Origin of the sequence: Streptomyces sp. CB02366 (genome assembly GCF_001905905.1) — a bacterium.
Lineage (GTDB): Bacteria > Actinomycetota > Actinomycetes > Streptomycetales > Streptomycetaceae > Streptomyces.
Genome location: NZ_LIVT01000003.1, coordinates 208,173 through 227,522, shown reverse-complemented (window position 1 = coordinate 227,522; position 19,350 = coordinate 208,173). Strand labels below are relative to the sequence as shown.

Genomic DNA, 19,350 nt, shown 5'->3' with positions numbered 1-19,350 from the left:
GGTCCGGGGAGGGGCCCGGCGGCAGCGGTCCGGGAGGCCACCGCCGGTGAAGCCACGGCCAGGCGTGAAGATCTTCTGCGGCCGCGCTTAAGAAATCCTCGATGGACCCGGGCCCCGTCGTACGGCAGATTTCTCCGTGACGGCCGAGGATGGCCCGTGGAGCCGTGCGACGCGCGGCCCGTACGGCGTACGCGGGACGTACGGACGACGGGCAGCCGTACGCCGTGCTCCGCCCCGGCCCGCCGTGCCCCCGCCACCGGGGGCGACCCGCCGAAGACCGCCCCGGACCGCGGGGCCCTTCCCACCTGCCCCGGACCCCGGGGCGCCCACTCGCGTACCGACGTCAGGGAGCCACCGCCGTGAAGGCACTCGTCAAGCAGAAGGCCGAGCCCGGACTGTGGCTGATGGACGTGCCGGAACCGGAGTACGGTCCCGCCGACGTCCTCATCAAGGTCCTGCGCACCGGCATCTGCGGCACCGACCTGCACATCCGCGCCTATGACGGCTGGGCCCAGCAGGCGGTCACCACCCCGCTGGTCCTCGGCCACGAGTTCGTGGGCGAGGTCGCCGCGATCGGCTCCGACGTCGCGGACATCGCGGTCGGCGACCTGGTCAGCGGCGAGGGCCACCTCGTCTGCGGCAAGTGCCGCAACTGCCTCGCCGGCCGCCGCCACCTCTGCCGCTCCACCGTCGGCCTCGGCGTCGGGCGGGACGGGGCGTTCGCGGAGTACGTGGCCCTGCCCGCCTCCAACGTCTGGGTGCACCGGACCCCCGTCGACCTCGACATCGCCGCGATCTTCGACCCGTTCGGCAACGCCGTGCACACCGCGCTCTCCTTCCCGCTGGTCGGCGAGGACGTGCTGATCACCGGCGCCGGGCCGATCGGCATCATGGCTGCCGCCGTCGCCAAGCACGCCGGAGCCCGCAACGTCGTCATCACCGACGTCAGCGAGGCCCGCCTCGACCTCGCCCGCAAGGTCGGCGTCAGCCTCGCCCTCAACGTCGCGGAGCACACCATCGCGGACGGCCAGCAGAAGCTGGGCCTGCGCGAGGGCTTCGACATCGGCCTGGAGATGTCCGGCCGCCCCGAGGCGATGCGCGAGATGGTCGCGAACATGACGCACGGCGGCCGGATCGCCGTGCTCGGCCTGCCCGCCGAGGAGTTCGCCGTCGACTGGGCCCGCATCGTCACCTCGATGATCACCATCAAGGGGATCTACGGCCGCGAGATGTTCGAGACCTGGTACGCCATGTCCGTCCTGCTGGAGGGCGGCCTCGACCTCGCCCCCGTGATCACCGGCCGGTACGGCTTCCGCGACTTCGAGGCGGCCTTCGACGACGCCGCGAGCGGCCTCGGCGGCAAGGTCATCCTCGACTGGACCGCCTGACCCTCCGACCGCACCCCCTAAGGAACCCGCATGTTCGACTCCGTACGCGACGACCTGCGCACCACCCTCGACGAGATCCGCGCCGCCGGGCTGCACAAGCCCGAGCGCGTGATCGGCACCCCGCAGTCCGCGACCGTCGAGGTCACCTCCGGCGGGCGCCCCGGCGAGGTCCTCAACTTCTGCGCCAACAACTACCTGGGCCTCGCCGACCACCCCGAGGTCGTCGCCGCCGCCCATGAGGCGCTGGACCGCTGGGGCTACGGGATGGCCTCGGTCCGCTTCATCTGCGGCACCCAGGAGGTCCACAAGGAGCTGGAGCAGCGGCTCTCGGCCTTCCTCGGCCAGGAGGACACGATCCTCTACTCCTCCTGCTTCGACGCCAACGGCGGCGTCTTCGAGACCCTCCTCGGCCCCGAGGACGCGGTCATCTCCGACGCCCTCAACCACGCCTCCATCATCGACGGCATCCGGCTCTCCAAGGCCAAGCGCCACCGCTACGCCAACCGCGACATGGCCGAGCTGGAGACGCGGCTCAAGGAGGCGTCCGGGGCCCGCCGCCGCCTGATCGTCACCGACGGCGTGTTCTCCATGGACGGGTACGTGGCCCCGCTCCAGGAGATCTGCGACCTGGCCGACCGCTACGACGCCATGGTCATGGTCGACGACTCGCACGCCGTCGGCTTCGTCGGCCCCGGCGGACGCGGCACCCCCGAACTGCACGGCGTCATGGACCGGGTCGACATCATCACCGGCACCCTCGGCAAGGCGCTCGGCGGGGCCTCCGGCGGCTACGTCGCGGCCCGCGCGGAGATCGTCGCCCTGCTGCGCCAGCGCTCGCGCCCGTACCTCTTCTCCAACACCCTCGCCCCCGTCATCGCCGCCGCCTCCCTCAAGGTCATCGACCTGCTGGAGTCCGCCGGGGAGCTGCGCGAGCGGCTGGCCGCCAACACCGAGCTGTTCCGCACCCGGATGACCGAGGAGGGCTTCGACATCCTCCCCGGCGACCACGCCATCGCCCCCGTCATGATCGGCGACGCGGGCAAGGCCGGCCGGATGGCGGAACTGCTCCTGGAGCGCGGCGTGTACGTGATCGGGTTCTCCTACCCCGTCGTCCCGCAGGGCGCGGCCCGCATCCGCGTCCAGCTCTCGGCCGCGCACTCCACCGCCGACGTGAACCGCGCCGTGGACGCCTTCGTCGACGCGCGGGCCGCCCTGGACGCGGAGGCGTGACCCGCTGACCGGGCGGCGCCCCTCGCCGGGCGCCGCCCTCACCGGGTCGGGCACTCCGCCGCGACCTGGGACAATGGGGGCATGATCGATGCGCGGCGGCTGCGAATCCTCCGGGCGGTGGCCGACCACCGCACGGTGACCGCGGCCGCCGCCGCGTTGTACCTGACGCCCTCCGCCGTCTCCCAGCAGCTCGCCGCCCTGGAGCAGGAGACCGGCCACCGCCTCGTCGAACGCGGGGCGCGCGGGGCCCGCCTCACCGCCGCCGGGGAGATCCTGCTCGGCCACACCAACCTGGTCCTGGCCCAGCTGGAGCGGGCCGAGGCGGAGCTGGCCGACTACAGCGCGGGCGTGGCCGGTACGGTCACGGTCGCCGCGTTCGCCACCGGCATCGGCCTCGTCCTCGCCCCCGCCCTCACCGAGCTGGCCCGCACCGCGCCCGGCGTCCGGGTCAGGGTCCAGGACGCGGAGGGCGACGCGAGCGTGCCGATGGTGCTGGACCGGCAGGTCGACGTGGCGGTGGCCGTCGAGTACCGGGGCGCGCCCGCCGAGGACGACCGCCGCCTCACCCGCGTCCCCCTGTACTCGGAGCCGTTCGACGCGGTGCTCCCGGTGGGCCACCGGCTCGCGGACCAGGCCCAGGTGGCGGTCTCCGACCTGGCGAAGGACCCGTGGATCGGACCGTACCCGGGCAACCCGTGCCACGACGTGGTGGTCCTGGCCTGCGAGTTCGCCGGATTCGCGCCGCGCCTGGAGCACTCGTCGGACGACTTCCGCGCCGTCGTCGCCCTGGCCGGGGCGGACGCGGGGGTGGCCCTGGTGCCGCGCTCCGCGCTGCGCGGGATGGAGCTGTCCGGGGTGGTCGTCCGCCCGGTCGAGGGCAGCGCCCCCACCCGCCGGGTCTTCGCCGCCGTACGCCAGGGGGCCGAGGGCCATCCGCTGATCCGGCCGGTACTGGAGGCGATGGAGGCGGTGGCCGTACGGGAGGGGGACCTGGCGGGCCGCGCCTGAACGCCCCCCCAGTCCAGGTCGGCGGGTCGGCGGGTCGTCGTGCGCCGGAGACCGGCAGCCGGGCCCCGCCCCGCCCCGTCGCGCCGGGGCCCGCGCGGAGGCCGCGCCGGGGCCGCGAGCGGGTTCAGACGGCCGGCTGGAGCAGGTCCCACCGGTTGCCGTAGAGGTCCTCGAAGACCGCGACCGAGCCGTACGTCTCGTGCCGCGGCTCCTCCAGGAAGCGCACCCCGGCCGCCCGCATCCGCTCGTGGTCGGCCGCGAAGTCCTCCGTGTACAGGAAGAAACCGACCCGGCCGCCCGTCTGCGCCCCCACCGCCGCGCCCTGCGCCTCGTCCTTCGCGCGGGCCAGCAGCAGCCCCGTGCCGTCCGCCGCTCCGCGCGGGCGCACCACCACCCAGCGGGAGCCGTCGCCCCGGTCGGTGTCCTCTACCAGCGTGAAGCCCAGCGCGTCGCGGTAGAACGCGATCGCCTCGTCGTAGTCGCGGACGACCAGGGTGACCAGGGCGATGTGAGACATGAAGGGGTCCTCCGGAGGTGCTGGGACAGCGAAGTTATACGTAACACTAGCGGTCAGGGGCCCGCCCGCGGACGCGCGGACTCCGGCCGGGGCCCGCATGCCGACGCTTCGGCCCCCGGTCGCCGGGCACAATGCGCTGCATGGACACCCTGGACGCCACGAGCACCGCCGGCCTGGCCGCGCTGACCGGGCGGGCCCGCGCCCTCGCGGACGGCGGACGGCGCGGCATCCTCGGGATCGCGGGCCCGCCCGGAGCCGGGAAGTCCACCCTGGCCGAACGGCTGGTCGCCGCCCTGGACGGGCGCGCCGCCCTCGTCCCGATGGACGGATTCCACCTCGCCTCCGCCGAACTGGACCGCCTCGGCCGCGCCGACCGCAAGGGCGCGCCCGACACCTTCGACGCGGCCGGGTACGCGGCCCTGCTGAGACGGCTGCGCGTGTCGGACCCGGTGCACGCGGTCTACGCGCCGGCGTTCGACCGGTCCCTGGAGGAACCGGTGGCGGGCGCGCTGCCGGTGGAACCGGACGTCCCCCTCGTCATCACCGAGGGCAACTACCTGCTGCACGACGACGGCCCCTGGGCCCAGGTGCGCGGGCTGCTCGACGAGGTGTGGTTCCTGGACCTCGACCCGGCGGTCCGGGTGCGCAGGCTCGTCGACCGCCACGTGCGCCACGGGCGGACCCGGTCCCGCGCCGAGGAGTGGGTGGCCCGTTCCGACGAGGCGAACGCCCGGCTGGTGGAACGGGGCCGCGACCGTGCGGATCTGATCGTGCGGCTGACGCCGGCCGGGGACCGGGGCGGCCACCGGGATTCGGCCGCCCCGCACGCGGGCGCGACGGGGGAACGGGCGGAGACCCGGCCGCGTACGCCCCGCGGGGAGGCGTGATCGGGCAGGATACCGGGTGCCGTGTCGCACCATCAGGAGGCCCCATGCCCAGCCCCGGCCCGTCCGCCGAGCACTCCGCCCCGCAGCCCTTCACCGCCGACGACTACCGCGCCCGGATGGCGCGCGCCGCCGAGTCCGCCGCCGAGGCCGGGCTCGCCGGGGTGATCGTCGCGCCCGGACCCGACCTCGTCCACCTCACGGGCTACCGCCCCGTCAGCACCGAACGCCTCACCCTCCTCGTCCTGCGGGCCGGCCACGACCCCGTGCTGGTGGTCCCGACCCTGGAGGCCCCCGACGCGGCAGCCGCCACCGGCGCCCCCGCCCTCACCCTGCGGGACTGGAGAGACGGCACGGACCCGTACACGGTGACCGCGCCCCTGCTGGACGCCGAGGGCCGCTTCGGCGTCAGCGACAACGCCTGGGCCATGCACCTGCTGGGCCTCCAGCGGGAGTTGCCGGGCACCTCGTACACGGCGCTCACCGAGGCGCTGCCGATGCTCCGCGCGGTGAAGGACGCCGCCGAGCTGGAACGGCTCGCCGCCGCCGGGGCCGCCGCCGACGCCACGTACGAGGAGATCCTCAAGGTGCGCTTCTCCGGCCGCCGGGAGGCCGACGTGGCCACCGACCTCGCCGCGCTGCTGCGGGAGCACGGCCACTCCCAGGTGGACTTCACCGTCGTCGGCTCCGGCCCCAACGGGGCCAACCCGCACCACGAGGCCGGGACACGCACCATCGAGCGCGGCGACATGGTCGTCCTCGACTTCGGCGGCCTCAAGCACGGCTACGGCTCCGACACCTCCCGTACGGTCCACGTCGGGGAGCCCACCGCCGAGGAGCAGCGGGTCCACGACATCGTCCGCGAGGCCCAGGCGGCGGGCTGCGCGGCGGTCCGGCCCGGCGTCGCGTGCCAGGAGATCGACCGGGCCGCCCGCGCGGTGATCACCGAGTTCGGCTACGGCGACCGGTTCATCCACCGCACCGGCCACGGCATCGGCGTCACCACCCACGAACCGCCCTACATGATCGAGGGGGAGGAGCAGCCGCTCGTCCCCGGCATGTGCTTCTCCGTGGAGCCGGGCGTCTACCTCCCCGGCCGCTTCGGCGTCCGCATCGAGGACATCGTGGCCGTCACCGAGGACGGCGGGCGGCGGCTCAACACCACCTCCCGCGAACTGGCCGTCGTGGAGTAGGAGTCCGGCGGTGGGGGGACGCGGACGGTTGCGCCGCCGACCGCCCCCCCGCCGACCGCGCCCCGCCGCCGGACCTCGCCCCGGCCCCCGCCCCCGGCCCCCGCGCGAAGGCCGTTCGTCCGCGGGACGGCCCGGGTCAGTCGTCCGCCAGCACCACGCACGACTCCGCCGGCAGGCGCAGCACCCCGTCCGGCCCCGGCGCCTCCACCGGCTCCCAGGACGCCAGCACCCGGCCCCCGGAGCGGCGCTGGCGGCCCAGGCCCAGCGGGATCGCGGCCGGACGGTCCGCCAGGTTCACCACGACCCGCAGGTCCCCCCGGCGGTACGCGAACCACCGGGCGTCCTCGTCGAACGCGGTCTTCACCGACGCCAGGTCGGGGTCGTGCAGATCGGGCAGCGCGCGGCGCAGCGCGATCAGTCGGCGGTACCAGGCGAGCAGCCTGGCGTGCGGTTCGCGCTCCGGTTCGGCCCAGTCGAGGCAGGAGCGGTCCCGGGTCGCGGGGTCCTGCGGGTCGGGGATCTCCTCCTCCGCCCAGCCGTGCGCCCCGAACTCCCGCCGCCTGCCGTTGCGCACGGCCTCGGCCAGCTCCGGGTCCGTGTGATCGGTGAAGAACTGCCAGGGGGTGCGCGCCCCCCACTCCTCGCCCATGAACAGCATCGGGGTGAACGGCCCGGTCAGCACGAGGGCGGCGGCGCACGCCCGGAGACCGGGGGAGAGGGCGGAGGCCAGCCGGTCGCCCAGCGCCCGGTTGCCGATCTGGTCGTGCGTCTGCGCGTACCCGACGAAGCGGTGCGCCGGGGTGCGGGACACGTCCACCGGGCGGCCGTGGGTGCGGCCCCGGAAGCTGGAGAAGGTCCCGTCGTGGAAGAACGCCGACGTCACCGTCTTGGCGAGGGCGGCGAGCGGAGCGCGGGCGAAGTCGGCGTAGTAGCCCTGGGACTCCCCGGTGAGCGCGGTGTGCAGCGCGTGGTGGAAGTCGTCGTTCCACTGGGCGTGCAGCCCGAGGCCGCCCGCCGCGCGCGGCGTCGTGGTGCGCGGGTCGCACAGGTCGGACTCGGCGATCAGCCCGAGCGGCCTGCCCACCTCGACGGCCAGCGCGTCCACCGCCGCCGACAGCTCCTCCAGGAAGGTGAGCGCCCGGGTGTCGGCCAGCGCGTGCACCGCGTCCAGGCGCAGCCCGTCGAGCCGGTAGTCGCGCAGCCAGGCCAGCGCGCTGCCCAGCAGGAACGCCCGCACCTCGTCGGAACCGGGCGCGTCCAGGTTGACCGCCGCCCCCCACGGGGTGTGGTGGGTGTCGGTGAAGTACGGGCCGAAGGCGGGCAGGTGGTTGCCGGAGGGGCCCAGGTGGTTGTGGACGACGTCCAGGACCACCCCGAGCCCCAGCCCGTGCGCCGTGTCCACGAAGCGCTTCAGCCCCTCGGGACCGCCGTACGGCTCGTGCACCGCCCACAGCGAGACGCCTTCGTACCCCCAGCCGTTGACGCCCGGGAACGGGCAGACGGGCATCAGCGACACATGGGTGACGCCCAGTTCGGCCAGATGGCCCAGCCGGTCCGCCGCCGCGTCGAAGGTGCCCTCCGGTGTGTACGTCCCCACGTGCAGCTCGTACAGCACGGCACGGTTCAGCCGCCGCCCCTTCCACGGGTTGCGCCAGGCGTACGCCTCGGGGTCGACGACCGCGCTCGGCCCGTCGGGACCGTCCGGCTGACGCCGTGAGCGGGGGTCCGGCAGCAGCGGCCCGTCGTCCACCCGGAAGCCGTACCGGTCCCCGTCCGAGCACTCCGCCTCGGCCGTCCACCACCCCTCGCGCCCCGGATCGCGCTCCATCGGGGACCGGACGTCCGCCGCCTCCAGCACGACCGCGTCCGCCTCGGGGGCCCACACCTCGAACTGCATCCACCACTCCTCGTCGCCGGCCGGGGCGCGCGGCGGCCCGGGAACGGGCTCCACGATCCACGCGACGGACCCTGTTCCCGCCCGCCACCGGCCATTAAGGTCTGGTCCTGATCATTGCCCGGCGAGGTTCCCGCTCATACAGGTTCTGTTCACACGTCCTGGTTCCGCCCCTACGTACGGCTGCTGGAGGCCGCGATGACCCTGCCGATCTTCCCGCCCGGCTTCCTCTGGGGAGCCTCCGCCTCCGCCTTCCAGACCGAGGGGGCGGTGGACGCGGACGGCAAGGGCCCCTCCGGATGGGACGCCTTCGCCGCCCAGCCGGGCCGGATCAAGGACGGCGCCGACACCACCCGGGGCACCGGCTTCCACGCCCGCTACCGCGAGGACGTCGCCCTGCTCGCCGGACTCGGCGCCGACGCCTTCCGGTTCTCCGTCAGCTGGCCCCGCGTGGTGCCCGGCGGCAGCGGAGCCGTCAACGCCGACGGGCTCGACTTCTACGACCGGCTCGTCGACGAACTGTGCGCCCACGGCATCACCCCCGCCCCGACCCTCTACCACTGGGACACCCCCCTCCCGCTGGAGCAGGCCGGCGGCTGGCTCGACCGGGACACCGCCTACCGCTTCGCCGAGTACGCCGGCATCGTCGCCGAACGCCTCGCCGACCGGGTTCCGATGTGGATCACCGTCAACGAGCCCGCCGAGGTCACCCTGCTCGGTTACGCGCTCGGCGAGCACGCCCCCGGCCGCGCCCTCCTCTTCGACGCCCTGCCCGCCGCCCACCACCAGCTCCTCGCCCACGGCCTCGCCGTCCGCGCCCTGCGCGCGGCGGGCGCGGACAACATCGGCGCCGCCCTCTCGCACGCCCCCGTCTGGACGGCCGGCGACACCGACGAGGACCGCCTCGGCGCCGAGCTGTACGACACGCTCACCAACTGGCTCTTCGCGGACCCCGTCCTCACCGGCCGCTACCCGGACGAGGACCTGGCCGCCCTGATGCCGGGCCCGGTGGCGGACGACCTGAAGGTCATCTCCACCCCGCTCGACTGGTACGGCGTCAACTACTACAACCCCACCCTCGTCGGAGCGCCCCGCCCGGAGGCCCTGGAGACCTTCTCCGGCTACACGATGCCCGCCGGACTCCCCTTCGGCATACGGGAGATCGAGGGGTACGAGAAGACCGGCTTCGGCTGGCCCGTGGTCCCCGAAGGGCTCACCGAGATCGTCAGCACGCTGCACACCCGCTACGGCGACCGCCTCCCGCCGCTCTACATCACCGAGAACGGCTGCGCCCTGGAGGAACCCCACGCCGACGACCGCCGCATCGCCTACCTGGAGAGCCACCTCACCGCCCTGCGCGCGGCGATGGACGCCGGGGTGGACGTCCGCGGCTACTTCACCTGGTCCCTCACCGACAACATCGAGTGGACGGAGGGCGCGTCCCAGCGGTTCGGCCTGGTCCACATCGACTACGAGACGCTGACCCGCACGCCCAAGCGGTCGTACGCCTGGTACCGCGACCTGATCCGCGCGCAGAAGACGCGGCAGGCGGATCCGGCGGCCGAAAGGGCTTACGCGATGCCCGCCGAGTGATCGATACTTCCCGCCATGGTCGCTTCATGGTGGTCCCGGGCCCGGCTGGGGATCTTCGTTCACTGGACACCCGCCTCCGTCCCCGGCTGGGCCCCGCCCCACGTCCCCGCCGCCGAACTCCCGGCGGCGGCCAGGCGCGCGCCGCTGGGCTGGACCCCGTACGCGGAGTGGTACGAGAACGCGCTCCGCTTCCCCGGCTCCCCGGTCGCCGCCCACCACCGCGCCACCTACGGGAAGCGCCCCTACACCGACTTCGGCCGCGACTTCGAGGACGGGCTCGCCTCCTGGGATCCGGCCGCGTGGGCGCGGAGCTTCCGGGAGGCGGGGGCCGGGTACGCGGTCCTCGTCACCAAGCACCACGACGGCTTCTGCCTCTGGCCCTCCGGGACGAAGAACCCGCACCGCGCCGGCTGGCACACCGCCCGGGACGTGGTCGGCGAGTTCGCCGAGGCCGTACGGGCCGAGGGGCTGCGCTTCGGCGTCTACTACTCCGGCGGACTCGACTGGACCTTCGACGACCGGCCCATCGGCACGGCGGCCGACATGTTCTCCGCCGTCCCGCGCGGACGCTACCCCGCCTACGCCGACGCGCAGATGCGGGAGCTGATCCGCCGCTACCGCCCCGACATCCTCTGGAACGACATCGCCTGGCCCGCCTCCGCCACCGAGATCCGCTCGCTCGTCGACTTCTACCGCTTCACCGTCCCGCACGGCGTCGTCAACGACCGCCTGCTGCCCTACGCACCGCACTGGCGGGGGCTGCGGCTACCGGGCGCGAAGGCGCTGTACAACCGGTGGGACCGCCGGACGGTGGCGCGGGGCGAGGGCTTCGTCCCGCGCACACCGCCGGTCTTCGACTTCCGCACCCCGGAGTACGCCCGCTACGAGGGCTCCGACCCGTACGAGATCACCCGGGGCGTCGACCACAGTTTCGGCTACAACCGCAACTCCGGCCCGGACGCCTTCATCGACCGGCCGGCGCTGACCTCACTGGTCCGCGACACGGCGGCCGACGGGGGGAACGTGCTGCTCAACGTGGGGCCGCGCGGCGAGGACGCGGCGATCCCCGCCGAGCAGCGGCTCCGCCTGGAGTGGCTGGCCGAGGAGGCCGGCGCGCTCACACCAGATGGATCCGTTCCTGGGTGACCGGGTACCCGGCACGGGCGAACGCGGCGGCCATCGGCACATTGCCCCGGTCCGTCGCAGCCGCGACGAACCCGGCGCCCTCCTCGACCAGGAAGCGCGTGCACTCCACCAGCAGGTCGTAGCCGTAGCCGTGCCCGCGCGCCTCGGGAACGACCCCGATGAAGGCGACGCAGGGGCCCGACGGGTTGTGCGCGGGCACCTGGATGCCCGCCACCTCCCCGTCCGGCGTGTACGCGATCCGCAGCCACTCCCGCGGCGAGGGACACCAGTGGAAGAAGTCCAACTCCTCCCGCGCCGCGGCCTCCAGACCCCCGGGGCCCTCCATGGTCTTGCGGGCGTGGGCGTCCAGGGTGGACGAGTGCACCCGGCGCAGCACGTCGAGGACCACCTCGTCGTCCGGCTCGGGGCGGTGGACGAGCCGCCCGGTCCGCTCCGGCAGCGGGCAGCCGGGGGTCCACCGGTACTGGTAGCGCTCGACCAGCGGCTCCAGTCCGGCCGCCCGCGCGGCGGAGATCCGCCCCTCGACGGCGGCCCGCGCCGCCGGGTCGTCCCGCCAGCCGGCGGGCGCGATCAGCTCGTACTCCTTGTGGAAGGGGGCGCGGCGCAGGAGTTCGGCGCCCGCCTCCGCCTCCCCGTCCGCGAAGTCGAACCAGTTGAGCAGGACGGGCTCGGTGTCCTGGGGGCCGCCCCACCAGGCGGCGCGGGCGACCACGGTGTCCCCGCGCAGGGCGACCCACGACCAGGCGGGGCGGTACTCGCCGCCGTCGGCGGTCGAGGTGTAGCGGTGGCCGAAGGCGGCCCGGCCCACGTGCGGGCTGTCCTGGAAAGCGGTGAAGAGTGCGGCGTCGCTCGCGGTGAGCGCGCGGATGACCAGTCCGGTCATGGAAGGTGTCCTCCGGGACGGAATGCCGCGTTCCCGGTCAGACGAGGTCCGACACCGTCCGGCGGGCGGGACGGGAACGCGGGAGTGAAGTGGTGCGGTGGGTGGTGCGGTTGCCCTCGCGCATGTCTCTCGCCTCCTTCCACGACCGGCAGCGGGTGTCGGGGGAGACCGTAGCCGTCCCCGCCCCCGCCGTCCACCGGATTGAAACGGCGGGGCCGAGGCGGCTGGTCCCCAACCATGGTGAAAACGCGCTCGAAGCAAGACGTACCCGACGCGCTCGACGGACCGGGCCGTCGGCACGTCGCCGCGACCGGTCGCCGCCCGGACGTGCTCCACGCCCCCGGCCGCCGGCGCCCGGGCGTCCCGGCGAGGAGGCCGTCGATGCGCCGCCGACCGCGCCGGGCGGGGAGCCGCGCAGGTCAGCGGGGAGGAAACACGGGCTCGTCTGGACACTCCGGGCCCTCCGGCCCGACAATCGTCCCCGTGACATCCTCCTCCGAGTTCCACATGAGTCCCGCGCGGCTGTCGGACGCCCAGCGCGACCGTGTCCTCGGCGTGCTCAGAGAGGGTGCCGCACAGGGCAAGCTGTCGCACGACACCTTCATGCGCCGCATGGAACTCGCCCTGGCCGCCCGCCGACCGGAGGAGCTGGCGGCCCTCACCTCCGACCTCGACAGCGGCGGGCGGTGGTCCCAGGGGCTGGTCCGGGCGGTGGGCGGGATATCCGCCTTCCCCGGACGGCTGCGCCGCGCCTGGCAGACCGAACGGCTCCCCAGGCTGCTGCTTCCCGTGCCCGGGCCGCATCCCCTGCGCATCGGCCGCGACCCGGCGAACGGGCTGCGCCTCAACCATGAGACGGTCTCCCGGCTGCACGCCGAACTCCACGCGCTGAACGGCCGCTGGCTGCTGCGCGACCTCGGCTCCACCAACGGCACCTGCGTCAACGGGCAGCGGCTCGTCGGCTCCATCCCCGTGCGGGACGGGGACCAGGTGAGCTTCGGGCACATGAGCTTCCGCCTCACGGCCCCGGCCCACCGCTTGCTCGAACCGCCGCTTCCGCCCGCCCCCCGGCCCCCGGCCGACGGGCGGCCCGGACTGCCGGGGCGACAGGCGCCGGAACCGCCGCCGAGGGCCCCGCAGGGACCGCACCGGGGAGCAGTGCCCCCGCCGCACGGTCCGGACCGGGCCCACCCCGGCCCGGAGCACCTGCCGGGCTCCTCGGCCCGGCCGCCGCACGGCCCGGGCGGACCGCAGCCCGGCGCTCTGCCCCCGCCGCCCACCACGGACCGGCCGCCGCACGCTTCGGACGGGCCGCCGCACGTTTCGGCCGAGGCCCCGCAGCCCGGCGCAGAGGCCCCGCGGCCCGGCGCCGGAACCCCGCAGCCCGGGCCCCAGCCGCCTCCGCGCGCCTGAGCCCCGCCGCGCGGCCTCTCACCCGAACGGCCGTCCGCCGCCTGCGGCCCGCCTCGGCCGATGGTCCCCTGAGAAGACGCGCGCCGACCGCCGGCGCATCGACTCCAGGGGGCTGGGGATGCCGGTCGACCGCCCCGACGCCCTGCCCGACGCCCGCCGCCCGCACCGGATCGCGGGCGGGCAGCCCGGACTCCTCGCCCCGGGGGCCACGACGGACCCGTACCGGCTGCGCCTCTACCGCCTGCTGCGCACCGAGTACCCCCTCGGCTACGACCCGGTCCTCCGCGCCTGGCTGTTGAGCCGGTACGCGGACGTGGCCCTGGCCCTCACCGACCCCCGGTTCACCGGCTATCCGCACGACGGGGCCCCGCGCGGTCCGGCCCCCGTGCCGCTCGGCCTCTGCCGGGGCGGCCCGGCCTGCGCCCCGCCCGCCGTGCCGTACCGCGCCCTCGAACCGACCGTCGAGCGGACCGCGTACGTCCTGGCCCGCCGGATCGCCGGACGCGACCGGGCCGACCTGGTCGCCGACTTCTGCCGCTGGCTGCCCACCGGCGCCGCCGCCGCGGCGGCCGGGCACTCCTACCCGGGGCTGAACGGCCGGCTGCGGGGCGGGCCCCGCCGGGGGCCCGGCGGCGGGGCCGACGACTGCGCCGGCTCGACCGCCCTGCGTGAGCACGCCCTCGCCTCGTTCCTCGCGAACATGCTGGACGACCCCGACCTGCGGGCCGCGGCGACAGCCGGCGAGCCGCTCGGGCACGGCGCAGGGACGCTGCTCGGGCGGGCCTGGGCCGAGACCCTGCGCCGTGATCCGCCGGTCCAGATCGTGCTGCGCCGCACCCGCACGGAGGTGGCCGTCAGCGGCGGCACGCTCCCCGCGGACGCGCCCGTCGCCTGCCTCATCGGCGCGGCGGGCCGCGACCCGGCCCGGTTCGGCGCGCCCGACCGGTTCGACCCGCTGCGCGCCGACGCCGACACCCTGCTCACCGGCCCGGCGAACTGCCCCGCCACCCGTCTCGGCCGACTGGAGGCCGAACACGGCCTGCGCGCCCTGCTGACGGCGATGCCCGGCATCCGGTGGGCCGACGGCTTCCGACCGGCGGCGGGCGGCCTGCTCACCCGGGGCCCCCGCACCCTGCTCGTCCATCCCTCCTGACGGCCCCCGCCGAGCCTCCCGCGGGCCGCCCCGCGACGCCCACGACCCGTCCTCGCGCGGCGACCGCCGCGGACGGCCCGCCCCGCCCGCTCAGCCCCGCACCCGCCGCAACAACGCCACCGGCCGCTCGGCGAACAGCTCGCCCGCCCGTACCGCCCCGCCCGCGAACACCCGGCCCGGCGAAGCCGACAGCAGGTCCTCCCAGCCGTCCCCGCCCGGCAGTTCCAGCACCGTCTCCCCCCAGCCGCCGCCCTCGGCCAGTCGCAGCGACAGCCGGGTCACCGCCGTGACCACCTCGCCCGACCGGCAGAACGCCACCAGGTGGGAGGCGGCCGGACCGGAGGCCGTCAACGGTTCGTACGTCCCCCGCGCCCCGAACACGTCCGGCAGCTCCCGCCGCAGCCCCAGCGCGACCGACGTCAGCTCCCGCTTCTCGTCCGGGACCTCCGGCCGCCGGAACGGCCGCCGGTTGTCCGGGTCGACCAGGGCCAGGTACTCGCTCTCCGTGCCCTGGTAGAGGTCCGGCACCCCCGGCATCGTCAGGTGCGTCAGCGCCGCTCCCAGCACGTGGGCGCGCACATGCGGGGCGAGCGCGTCCGCGAACTCCGCGATCCGGGCCCGGACCGGTCCCGCCGCACGCCCCGGACCGGCCGCGACGAAGTCCGCCACCGCCCGCTCGTAGGCCGGGTCCGACTCCGTCCAGCTGGTGGACAGCCCCGCCTCGCGCACCGCCTTCAGCAGCGCCGGCTCCAACCGGCCGCCCAGTTCCTCGGCCGGCAGCTCCGCGCAGCCGTACGCCGACTGCCAGGCGGCCCAGGCGAGCTGACGGTCCGGGGCGGCGACCGGTGCCGCCGCCGCCACCTCCGACACCAGCGCCGCCCACCGCTCCGGGCACTGGGACAGCACCGCGATCCGGGCCCGTACGTCCGCACTGCGCTTGGTGTCGTGGGTGGTCAGGACCGTGCCCGTGGCGGGCCAGTCGCGGGCGATCCGGGCGGCGAACGCGTGGAACTCCTCCGGTGACACCGCCGGCCGCCCCGGGTCGCCGCCCACCTCGGTGGCCGACAGCAGCGGGACGTACCGGTAGAACGCCGTGTCCTCCACCGACTTGGCGTGCAGCGCCGAAGCCGTCTGCGCGAACCGGGCGCAGAACGCGGCCTGTTCTTCGCCGCCGCCGAGCCGCCCGAGCGCCAACTCCCGTACGACGTCCACGGCCGCCGCCTCCTCGGGGACGGCGAACACCGCCTTCGCGTCCCGTACCGCCGCGTCGGTCAGGGCCTCCTCGGCGATCCGGGTCGGCGGCTCGCCCGCCGTGACGTAGGGCCGGTAGACCGGAACCCGTACCAACAGCTCCCGGACCGCCGTCCGCAGCGCCCACGGCGCATGGTCGCGCAGGGCGGGGTCCTGGGCGCAGACGGCGGTCGCGAGCCGGGTCAGCCAGGCGGTCTCGGCGGCCAGCTCGTGGGTCACCACCCGGTACGCGGCCCGGCGCACCGTTTCCGTCCAGTCGCCGCCCCGGTCGGCGGGCGGGCCGGCGAAATCGCGGTAGTGCCCGAGCAGTTCGGCGCTCCCGGCCGGATCGGTGAACAGGCCGTCGATCCGGTGCAGCGCGTCGTACCCGGTGGTGCCCGCCACCGCCCACTCCGCGGGCAGGCGCTCGTCGCCGGTGAGGATCTTCTCCACCACCGTCCACCGCCCGCCGGTGGCGTCGCGGAGCCGTTCCAGGTAGGCGGCGGGGGCGGCGAGCCCGTCGGGGTGGTCGACGCGCAACCCGTCGAGGACGCCGTCACGGAGCAGTTCCAGGACCTTGGCGTGGGTGTCCTCGAAGACCTCCGGATGCTCCACGCGCACCCCGATCAGCTCCGGGACCGTGAAGAACCGCCGGTAGTTCAGCTCGGTGCGGGCCAGGCGCCACCAGCCGAGCCGGTAGTGCTGGGCGTCCAGAAGCTGTGGCAGCGGAAGGCCCGCCGTGCCGACCCGCAGCGGGAACGCGTGGTCGTGGTAGCGCAGCGCCTGCCCCTCCACGGCCAGGTGCTCCAGCTCGCCGCCGAGCGGCCCGGCGAGCACCGGCAGCAGCACCTTCCCGCCGCCCGCCGCCCAGTCGATGTCGAACCAGCGGGCGTAGGGGGAGTCCGGGCCCTCCCGCAGGACCTCCCACAGCCGGCGGTTGTGCCGGGGGGAGGCCGCCATGTGGTTGGGCACGATGTCCAGGACGAGCCCGAGACCGTGCTCCCGGGCGGCCGAGGCGAGTGAGCGCAGCCCCTCCTCGCCGCCCAGCTCCGCCCGGACCCGGCCGTGGTCGACCACGTCGTAGCCGTGGGTGGAGCCGGGGACCGCCTCCAGGACGGGGGAGAGGTGCAGGTGCGAGACGCCGAGCGCGGCGAGATACGGCACGGCCTTCTCGGCGGCGGCGAAGGGGAAGTCGGGCTGGAGCTGAAGCCGGTACGTGGCGGTGGGCGTCATGGACTCCTACGTACCCCGCCCGGGGCGATCCGTGTCACCCCGGGCGGAACCTCACCCCGCCGCGTCCCCGGCGGCTCTCAGGCGGGCCGCTTCAGCACCACCAGGCTGCGTCCGATCAGCGTGACCCGTTCGCCCTCGGCCACCTTCGGGCCGGTCCCCGGCGGGACGCCTTCCGGCCGCGCGGTGTCCACGACGACCTGCCACTGCTCGCCGTGGCCGACCGGGACGGCGAACTCCAGCGTCTCGGCGCTCGCGTTGAACATCAGCAGGAACGAGTCGTCGGAGATCCGTTCGCCGCGCGGCCCCGGCTCGGAGATCGCGTGCCCGTTCAGGAAGACGGTCATCGCCTTGGCGTGCGCTGCCTGCCAGTCCTGCTGCGTCATCTCCTCGCCGTCGGGGGTGAACCAGGCGATGTCGGACAGCTCGTCGTGGGTGCCCTCCATCGGACGCCCGTGGAAGAAGCGGCGGCGCCGGAAGACCGGGTGGTCGCGGCGCAGCCACACCATGGCCCGGGTGAACTCCAGCAGCGTGGAGGCGGGGGCGTCGGCGGGCTCGTCCGGGTCGGGCCAGTGCACCCAGGCCAGTTCGTTGTCCTGGCAGTAGGCGTTGTTGTTGCCGTGCTGCGTACGGGCGAACTCGTCGCCGTGGGACAGCATCGGCACGCCCTGCGAGAGCATCAGCGTGGCGATGAAGTTCCGCATCTGGCGGGCCCGCAGCTCCAGGATCTCCGGGGCGTCCGTCTCGCCCTCGGCCCCGCAGTTCCAGGACCGGTTGTGGCTCTCGCCGTCCCGGTTCTCCTCGCCGTTGGCGTCGTTGTGCTTGTCGTTGTACGAGACGAGGTCGTGCAGGGTGAAGCCGTCGTGGCAGGTGGTGAAGTTGATCGAGGCGAGCGGGCGGCGGCCGTCGTCCTGGTAGAGGTCGGAGGAGCCGGTGAGCCGCCCGGCGAACTCCGCCAGCGTGCGCGGCTCGCCCCGCCACAGGTCGCGGACGGTGTCGCGGTACTTGCCGTTCCACTCGGTCCACAGCGGCGGGAAGTTGCCCACCTGGTAGCCGCCCTCGCCGACGTCCCACGGCTCCGCGATCAGTTTCACCTGGCTGACCACCGGGTCCTGCTGCACCAGGTCGAAGAACGAGGAGAGCCGGTCCACCTCGTGGAACTGGCGGGCGAGCGTGGCCGCCAGGTCGAAGCGGAACCCGTCCACGTGCATCTCGGTCACCCAGTACCGCAGCGAGTCCATGATCATCTGGAGCACGTGCGGGGACCGCATGAGCAGGGAGTTCCCGGTGCCCGTGGTGTCCATGTAGTACCGCTGGTCGTCGGTGAGCCGGTAGTAGGAGGCGTTGTCGAGCCCGCGGAAGGAGAGCGTGGGCCCCAGGTGGTTGCCCTCGGCGGTGTGGTTGTAGACCACGTCGAGGATGACCTCGATGCCCGCCTGATGCAGCGCCTTCACGGCCTGCTTGAACTCCAGCACCTGCTCGCCCCGGTCGCCCCAGGAGGCGTACGTGTTGTGCGGGGCGAAGAAGCCGATGGTGTTGTAACCCCAGTAGTTGGCGAGCCCCATGTCCGCGAGCCGGTGGTCCTGCACGAACTGGTGGACGGGCATCAGCTCGATCGCGGTCACCCCCAGTTCGGTGAGGTGGGCGATCACCTCCGGGTGCGCCAGCCCCGCGTACGTGCCGCGCAGCTCGGGCGGGAGCCCCGGGTGCAGCATCGTCAGGCCCTTCACATGGGCCTCGTAGATCACCGTGCGGTGGTAGTCGGTACGGGGCCGGCGGTCGTCGCCCCAGTCGAAGTACGGGTTGACCACCACCGCGCTCATGGTGTGCGGCGCCGAGTCGAGGTCGTTGCGCGCGTCCGGCTTCCCGAACGGGTAGCCGTACACCGCCTCGCCCCAGTCGATCTTCCCGGCGACCGCACGGGCGTACGGGTCCAGCAGCAGCTTCGCGGAGTTGCACCGCTGCCCGTTCTGGGGTTCGTACGGCCCGTGCACCCGGAAGCCGTACCGCTGGCCCGGCATCACCCCGGGCAGGTAGGCATGGCGCACGAAGGCGTCGGTCTCCCGGAGTTCCACCGCCGTCTCGGATCCGTCGTCGTGCAGCAGGCACAACTCGATCCGGTGGGCGGCCTCCGAGAAGACCGCGAAGTTGGTCCCGGCGCCGTCGTACGTGGCGCCGAGCGGGTAAGCGTGTCCCGGCCAGACCTGCATGATGAAGACTCTTCCACTTCTGATCCGGGGGCTGCGGCTTTCCTCGGCCCGATGGCTCCTCGAACATTTCCCGAATACGTCCGGAATCTTCCCCGAAAACGGGGCGCTCACCTAGGACGTCACGCGGTGCGGCCGAGTCCCGTCGTCCGCCACGCGCCGTACCGGTCAACTTCGGACACGTCCCTGCCGCTCCGGACGTGCTTCCGGACACCGTCACCCGGCAGGCGTCCGGATTCTGCCCCGGGGCGGGGGGCCCAATCACTATGAATCCGCTCACTCCACCCGATCTCGCCACCGAGAACGAGCCGCACGGGCCGGGCAGTTGGGAAAGTCGCCTGCGCATCGGGCTGCGTCGGATCACGCTCCCGGAGTACCCTT

The 19,350-nt window shown here is 74.5% G+C and carries 13 protein-coding genes and 1 pseudogene; 9 read left to right on the top strand and 5 right to left on the bottom strand.

Annotation, left to right across the window (positions count from 1 at the left end; translation table 11 throughout):
- Positions 1-359: 359 nt before the first annotated feature.
- From tdh to AMK24_RS09580, 3 genes are all read left to right on the top strand, one after another.
- Positions 360-1,388: an L-threonine 3-dehydrogenase gene (tdh, locus tag AMK24_RS09590; RefSeq protein WP_073767081.1), complete on the top strand. Its 1,029-nt coding sequence runs from the start codon at positions 360-362 to the stop codon at positions 1,386-1,388.
- Between the two features lie 30 nt (positions 1,389-1,418).
- Complete coding sequence (locus AMK24_RS09585) at positions 1,419-2,618, top strand: glycine C-acetyltransferase (RefSeq protein ID WP_073767079.1); 1,200 nt, start codon at positions 1,419-1,421, stop codon at positions 2,616-2,618.
- Positions 2,619-2,699: 81 nt separating this feature from the next.
- The gene (locus AMK24_RS09580) at positions 2,700-3,626 is read left to right on the top strand and encodes a LysR family transcriptional regulator (protein WP_073767077.1); all 927 of its coding nucleotides are present in this window, start codon (positions 2,700-2,702) and stop codon (positions 3,624-3,626) included.
- A 124-nt stretch (positions 3,627-3,750) separates the two neighbouring features.
- On the opposite strand, the gene AMK24_RS09575 is transcribed toward AMK24_RS09580, so the two are convergent.
- Positions 3,751-4,143, bottom strand: a complete 393-nt coding sequence (locus AMK24_RS09575; protein WP_073767075.1) for a VOC family protein — start codon at positions 4,141-4,143, stop codon at positions 3,751-3,753.
- Positions 4,144-4,283: 140 nt separating this feature from the next.
- Here AMK24_RS09575 and AMK24_RS09570 point away from each other — a divergent pair, with 140 nt between their 5' ends.
- Complete coding sequence (locus AMK24_RS09570; protein ID WP_079190472.1) at positions 4,284-5,030, top strand: nucleoside/nucleotide kinase family protein; 747 nt, start codon at positions 4,284-4,286, stop codon at positions 5,028-5,030.
- Between the two features lie 44 nt (positions 5,031-5,074).
- Positions 5,075-6,220, top strand: coding sequence for an aminopeptidase P family protein (locus tag AMK24_RS09565; protein ID WP_073767073.1), 1,146 nt, complete (start codon positions 5,075-5,077; stop codon positions 6,218-6,220).
- A gap of 136 nt (positions 6,221-6,356) precedes the next feature.
- Here the strand turns inward: AMK24_RS09565 and treZ are convergent, their stop codons facing one another.
- On the bottom strand, positions 6,357-8,117 hold the full coding sequence (treZ, locus tag AMK24_RS09560; RefSeq protein WP_073767071.1) for a malto-oligosyltrehalose trehalohydrolase: 1,761 nt from the start codon (positions 8,115-8,117) through the stop codon (positions 6,357-6,359).
- A gap of 195 nt (positions 8,118-8,312) precedes the next feature.
- Here treZ and AMK24_RS09555 point away from each other — a divergent pair, with 195 nt between their 5' ends.
- Together AMK24_RS09555 and AMK24_RS09550 are read left to right on the top strand one after the other, a co-directional pair.
- Complete coding sequence (locus AMK24_RS09555) at positions 8,313-9,707, top strand: GH1 family beta-glucosidase (RefSeq protein ID WP_073767069.1); 1,395 nt, start codon at positions 8,313-8,315, stop codon at positions 9,705-9,707.
- 15 nt (positions 9,708-9,722) lie between these two features.
- Positions 9,723-10,853 (top strand): alpha-L-fucosidase, encoded by a 1,131-nt coding sequence (locus AMK24_RS09550; protein WP_073767067.1) that lies wholly within the window; start codon positions 9,723-9,725, stop codon positions 10,851-10,853.
- On the opposite strand, the gene AMK24_RS09545 is transcribed toward AMK24_RS09550, so the two are convergent.
- Positions 10,825-11,736 carry a GNAT family N-acetyltransferase gene (locus tag AMK24_RS09545; protein WP_073767065.1) on the bottom strand — a complete coding sequence of 304 codons (912 nt, stop codon included), beginning with the start codon at positions 11,734-11,736 and terminating at the stop codon, positions 10,825-10,827. The genes AMK24_RS09550 and AMK24_RS09545 overlap by 29 nt on opposite strands.
- Positions 11,737-12,219: 483 nt before the next feature.
- Here AMK24_RS09545 and AMK24_RS35310 point away from each other — a divergent pair.
- Together AMK24_RS35310 and AMK24_RS09535 are read left to right on the top strand one after the other, a co-directional pair.
- Positions 12,220-12,816, top strand: a pseudogene (locus AMK24_RS35310) (FHA domain-containing protein); the annotation flags it as partial.
- 451 nt (positions 12,817-13,267) lie between these two features.
- Entirely contained in the window at positions 13,268-14,302 is a 1,035-nt protein-coding gene (locus AMK24_RS09535) for a cytochrome P450 (protein WP_073767063.1), read from the top strand.
- Positions 14,303-14,392: 90 nt separating this feature from the next.
- Here AMK24_RS09535 and treY read toward each other — a convergent pair whose 3' ends face one another.
- Together treY and glgX are read right to left on the bottom strand one after the other, a co-directional pair.
- Positions 14,393-16,765, bottom strand: coding sequence for a malto-oligosyltrehalose synthase (gene treY / locus AMK24_RS09530; RefSeq protein WP_073767061.1), 2,373 nt, complete (start codon positions 16,763-16,765; stop codon positions 14,393-14,395).
- A gap of 77 nt (positions 16,766-16,842) precedes the next feature.
- The gene (glgX, locus tag AMK24_RS09525; RefSeq protein ID WP_073767060.1) at positions 16,843-18,972 is read right to left on the bottom strand and encodes a glycogen debranching protein GlgX; all 2,130 of its coding nucleotides are present in this window, start codon (positions 18,970-18,972) and stop codon (positions 16,843-16,845) included.
- Positions 18,973-19,350 lie beyond the last annotated feature (378 nt).

Excerpts from the sequence above, each read along its gene's own strand:
- AMK24_RS09585 (WP_073767079.1), top strand. The coding sequence starts at position 1,419 with ATGTTCGACTCCGTACGCGACGACCTGCGCACCACCCTCGACGAGATC.
- AMK24_RS09580 (WP_073767077.1), top strand. The coding sequence starts at position 2,700 with ATGATCGATGCGCGGCGGCTGCGAATCCTCCGGGCGGTGGCCGACCAC.
- AMK24_RS09575 (WP_073767075.1), bottom strand. The coding sequence starts at position 4,143 with ATGTCTCACATCGCCCTGGTCACCCTGGTCGTCCGCGACTACGACGAG.
- AMK24_RS09570 (WP_079190472.1), top strand. The coding sequence starts at position 4,284 with ATGGACACCCTGGACGCCACGAGCACCGCCGGCCTGGCCGCGCTGACC.
- AMK24_RS09565 (WP_073767073.1), top strand. The coding sequence starts at position 5,075 with ATGCCCAGCCCCGGCCCGTCCGCCGAGCACTCCGCCCCGCAGCCCTTC.
- treZ (WP_073767071.1), bottom strand. The coding sequence starts at position 8,117 with ATGCAGTTCGAGGTGTGGGCCCCCGAGGCGGACGCGGTCGTGCTGGAG.
- AMK24_RS09555 (WP_073767069.1), top strand. The coding sequence starts at position 8,313 with ATGACCCTGCCGATCTTCCCGCCCGGCTTCCTCTGGGGAGCCTCCGCC.
- AMK24_RS09550 (WP_073767067.1), top strand. The coding sequence starts at position 9,723 with ATGGTCGCTTCATGGTGGTCCCGGGCCCGGCTGGGGATCTTCGTTCAC.
- AMK24_RS09545 (WP_073767065.1), bottom strand. The coding sequence starts at position 11,736 with ATGACCGGACTGGTCATCCGCGCGCTCACCGCGAGCGACGCCGCACTC.
- AMK24_RS09535 (WP_073767063.1), top strand. The coding sequence starts at position 13,268 with ATGCCGGTCGACCGCCCCGACGCCCTGCCCGACGCCCGCCGCCCGCAC.
- treY (WP_073767061.1), bottom strand. The coding sequence starts at position 16,765 with ATGACGCCCACCGCCACGTACCGGCTTCAGCTCCAGCCCGACTTCCCC.
- glgX (WP_073767060.1), bottom strand. The coding sequence starts at position 18,972 with ATGCAGGTCTGGCCGGGACACGCTTACCCGCTCGGCGCCACGTACGAC.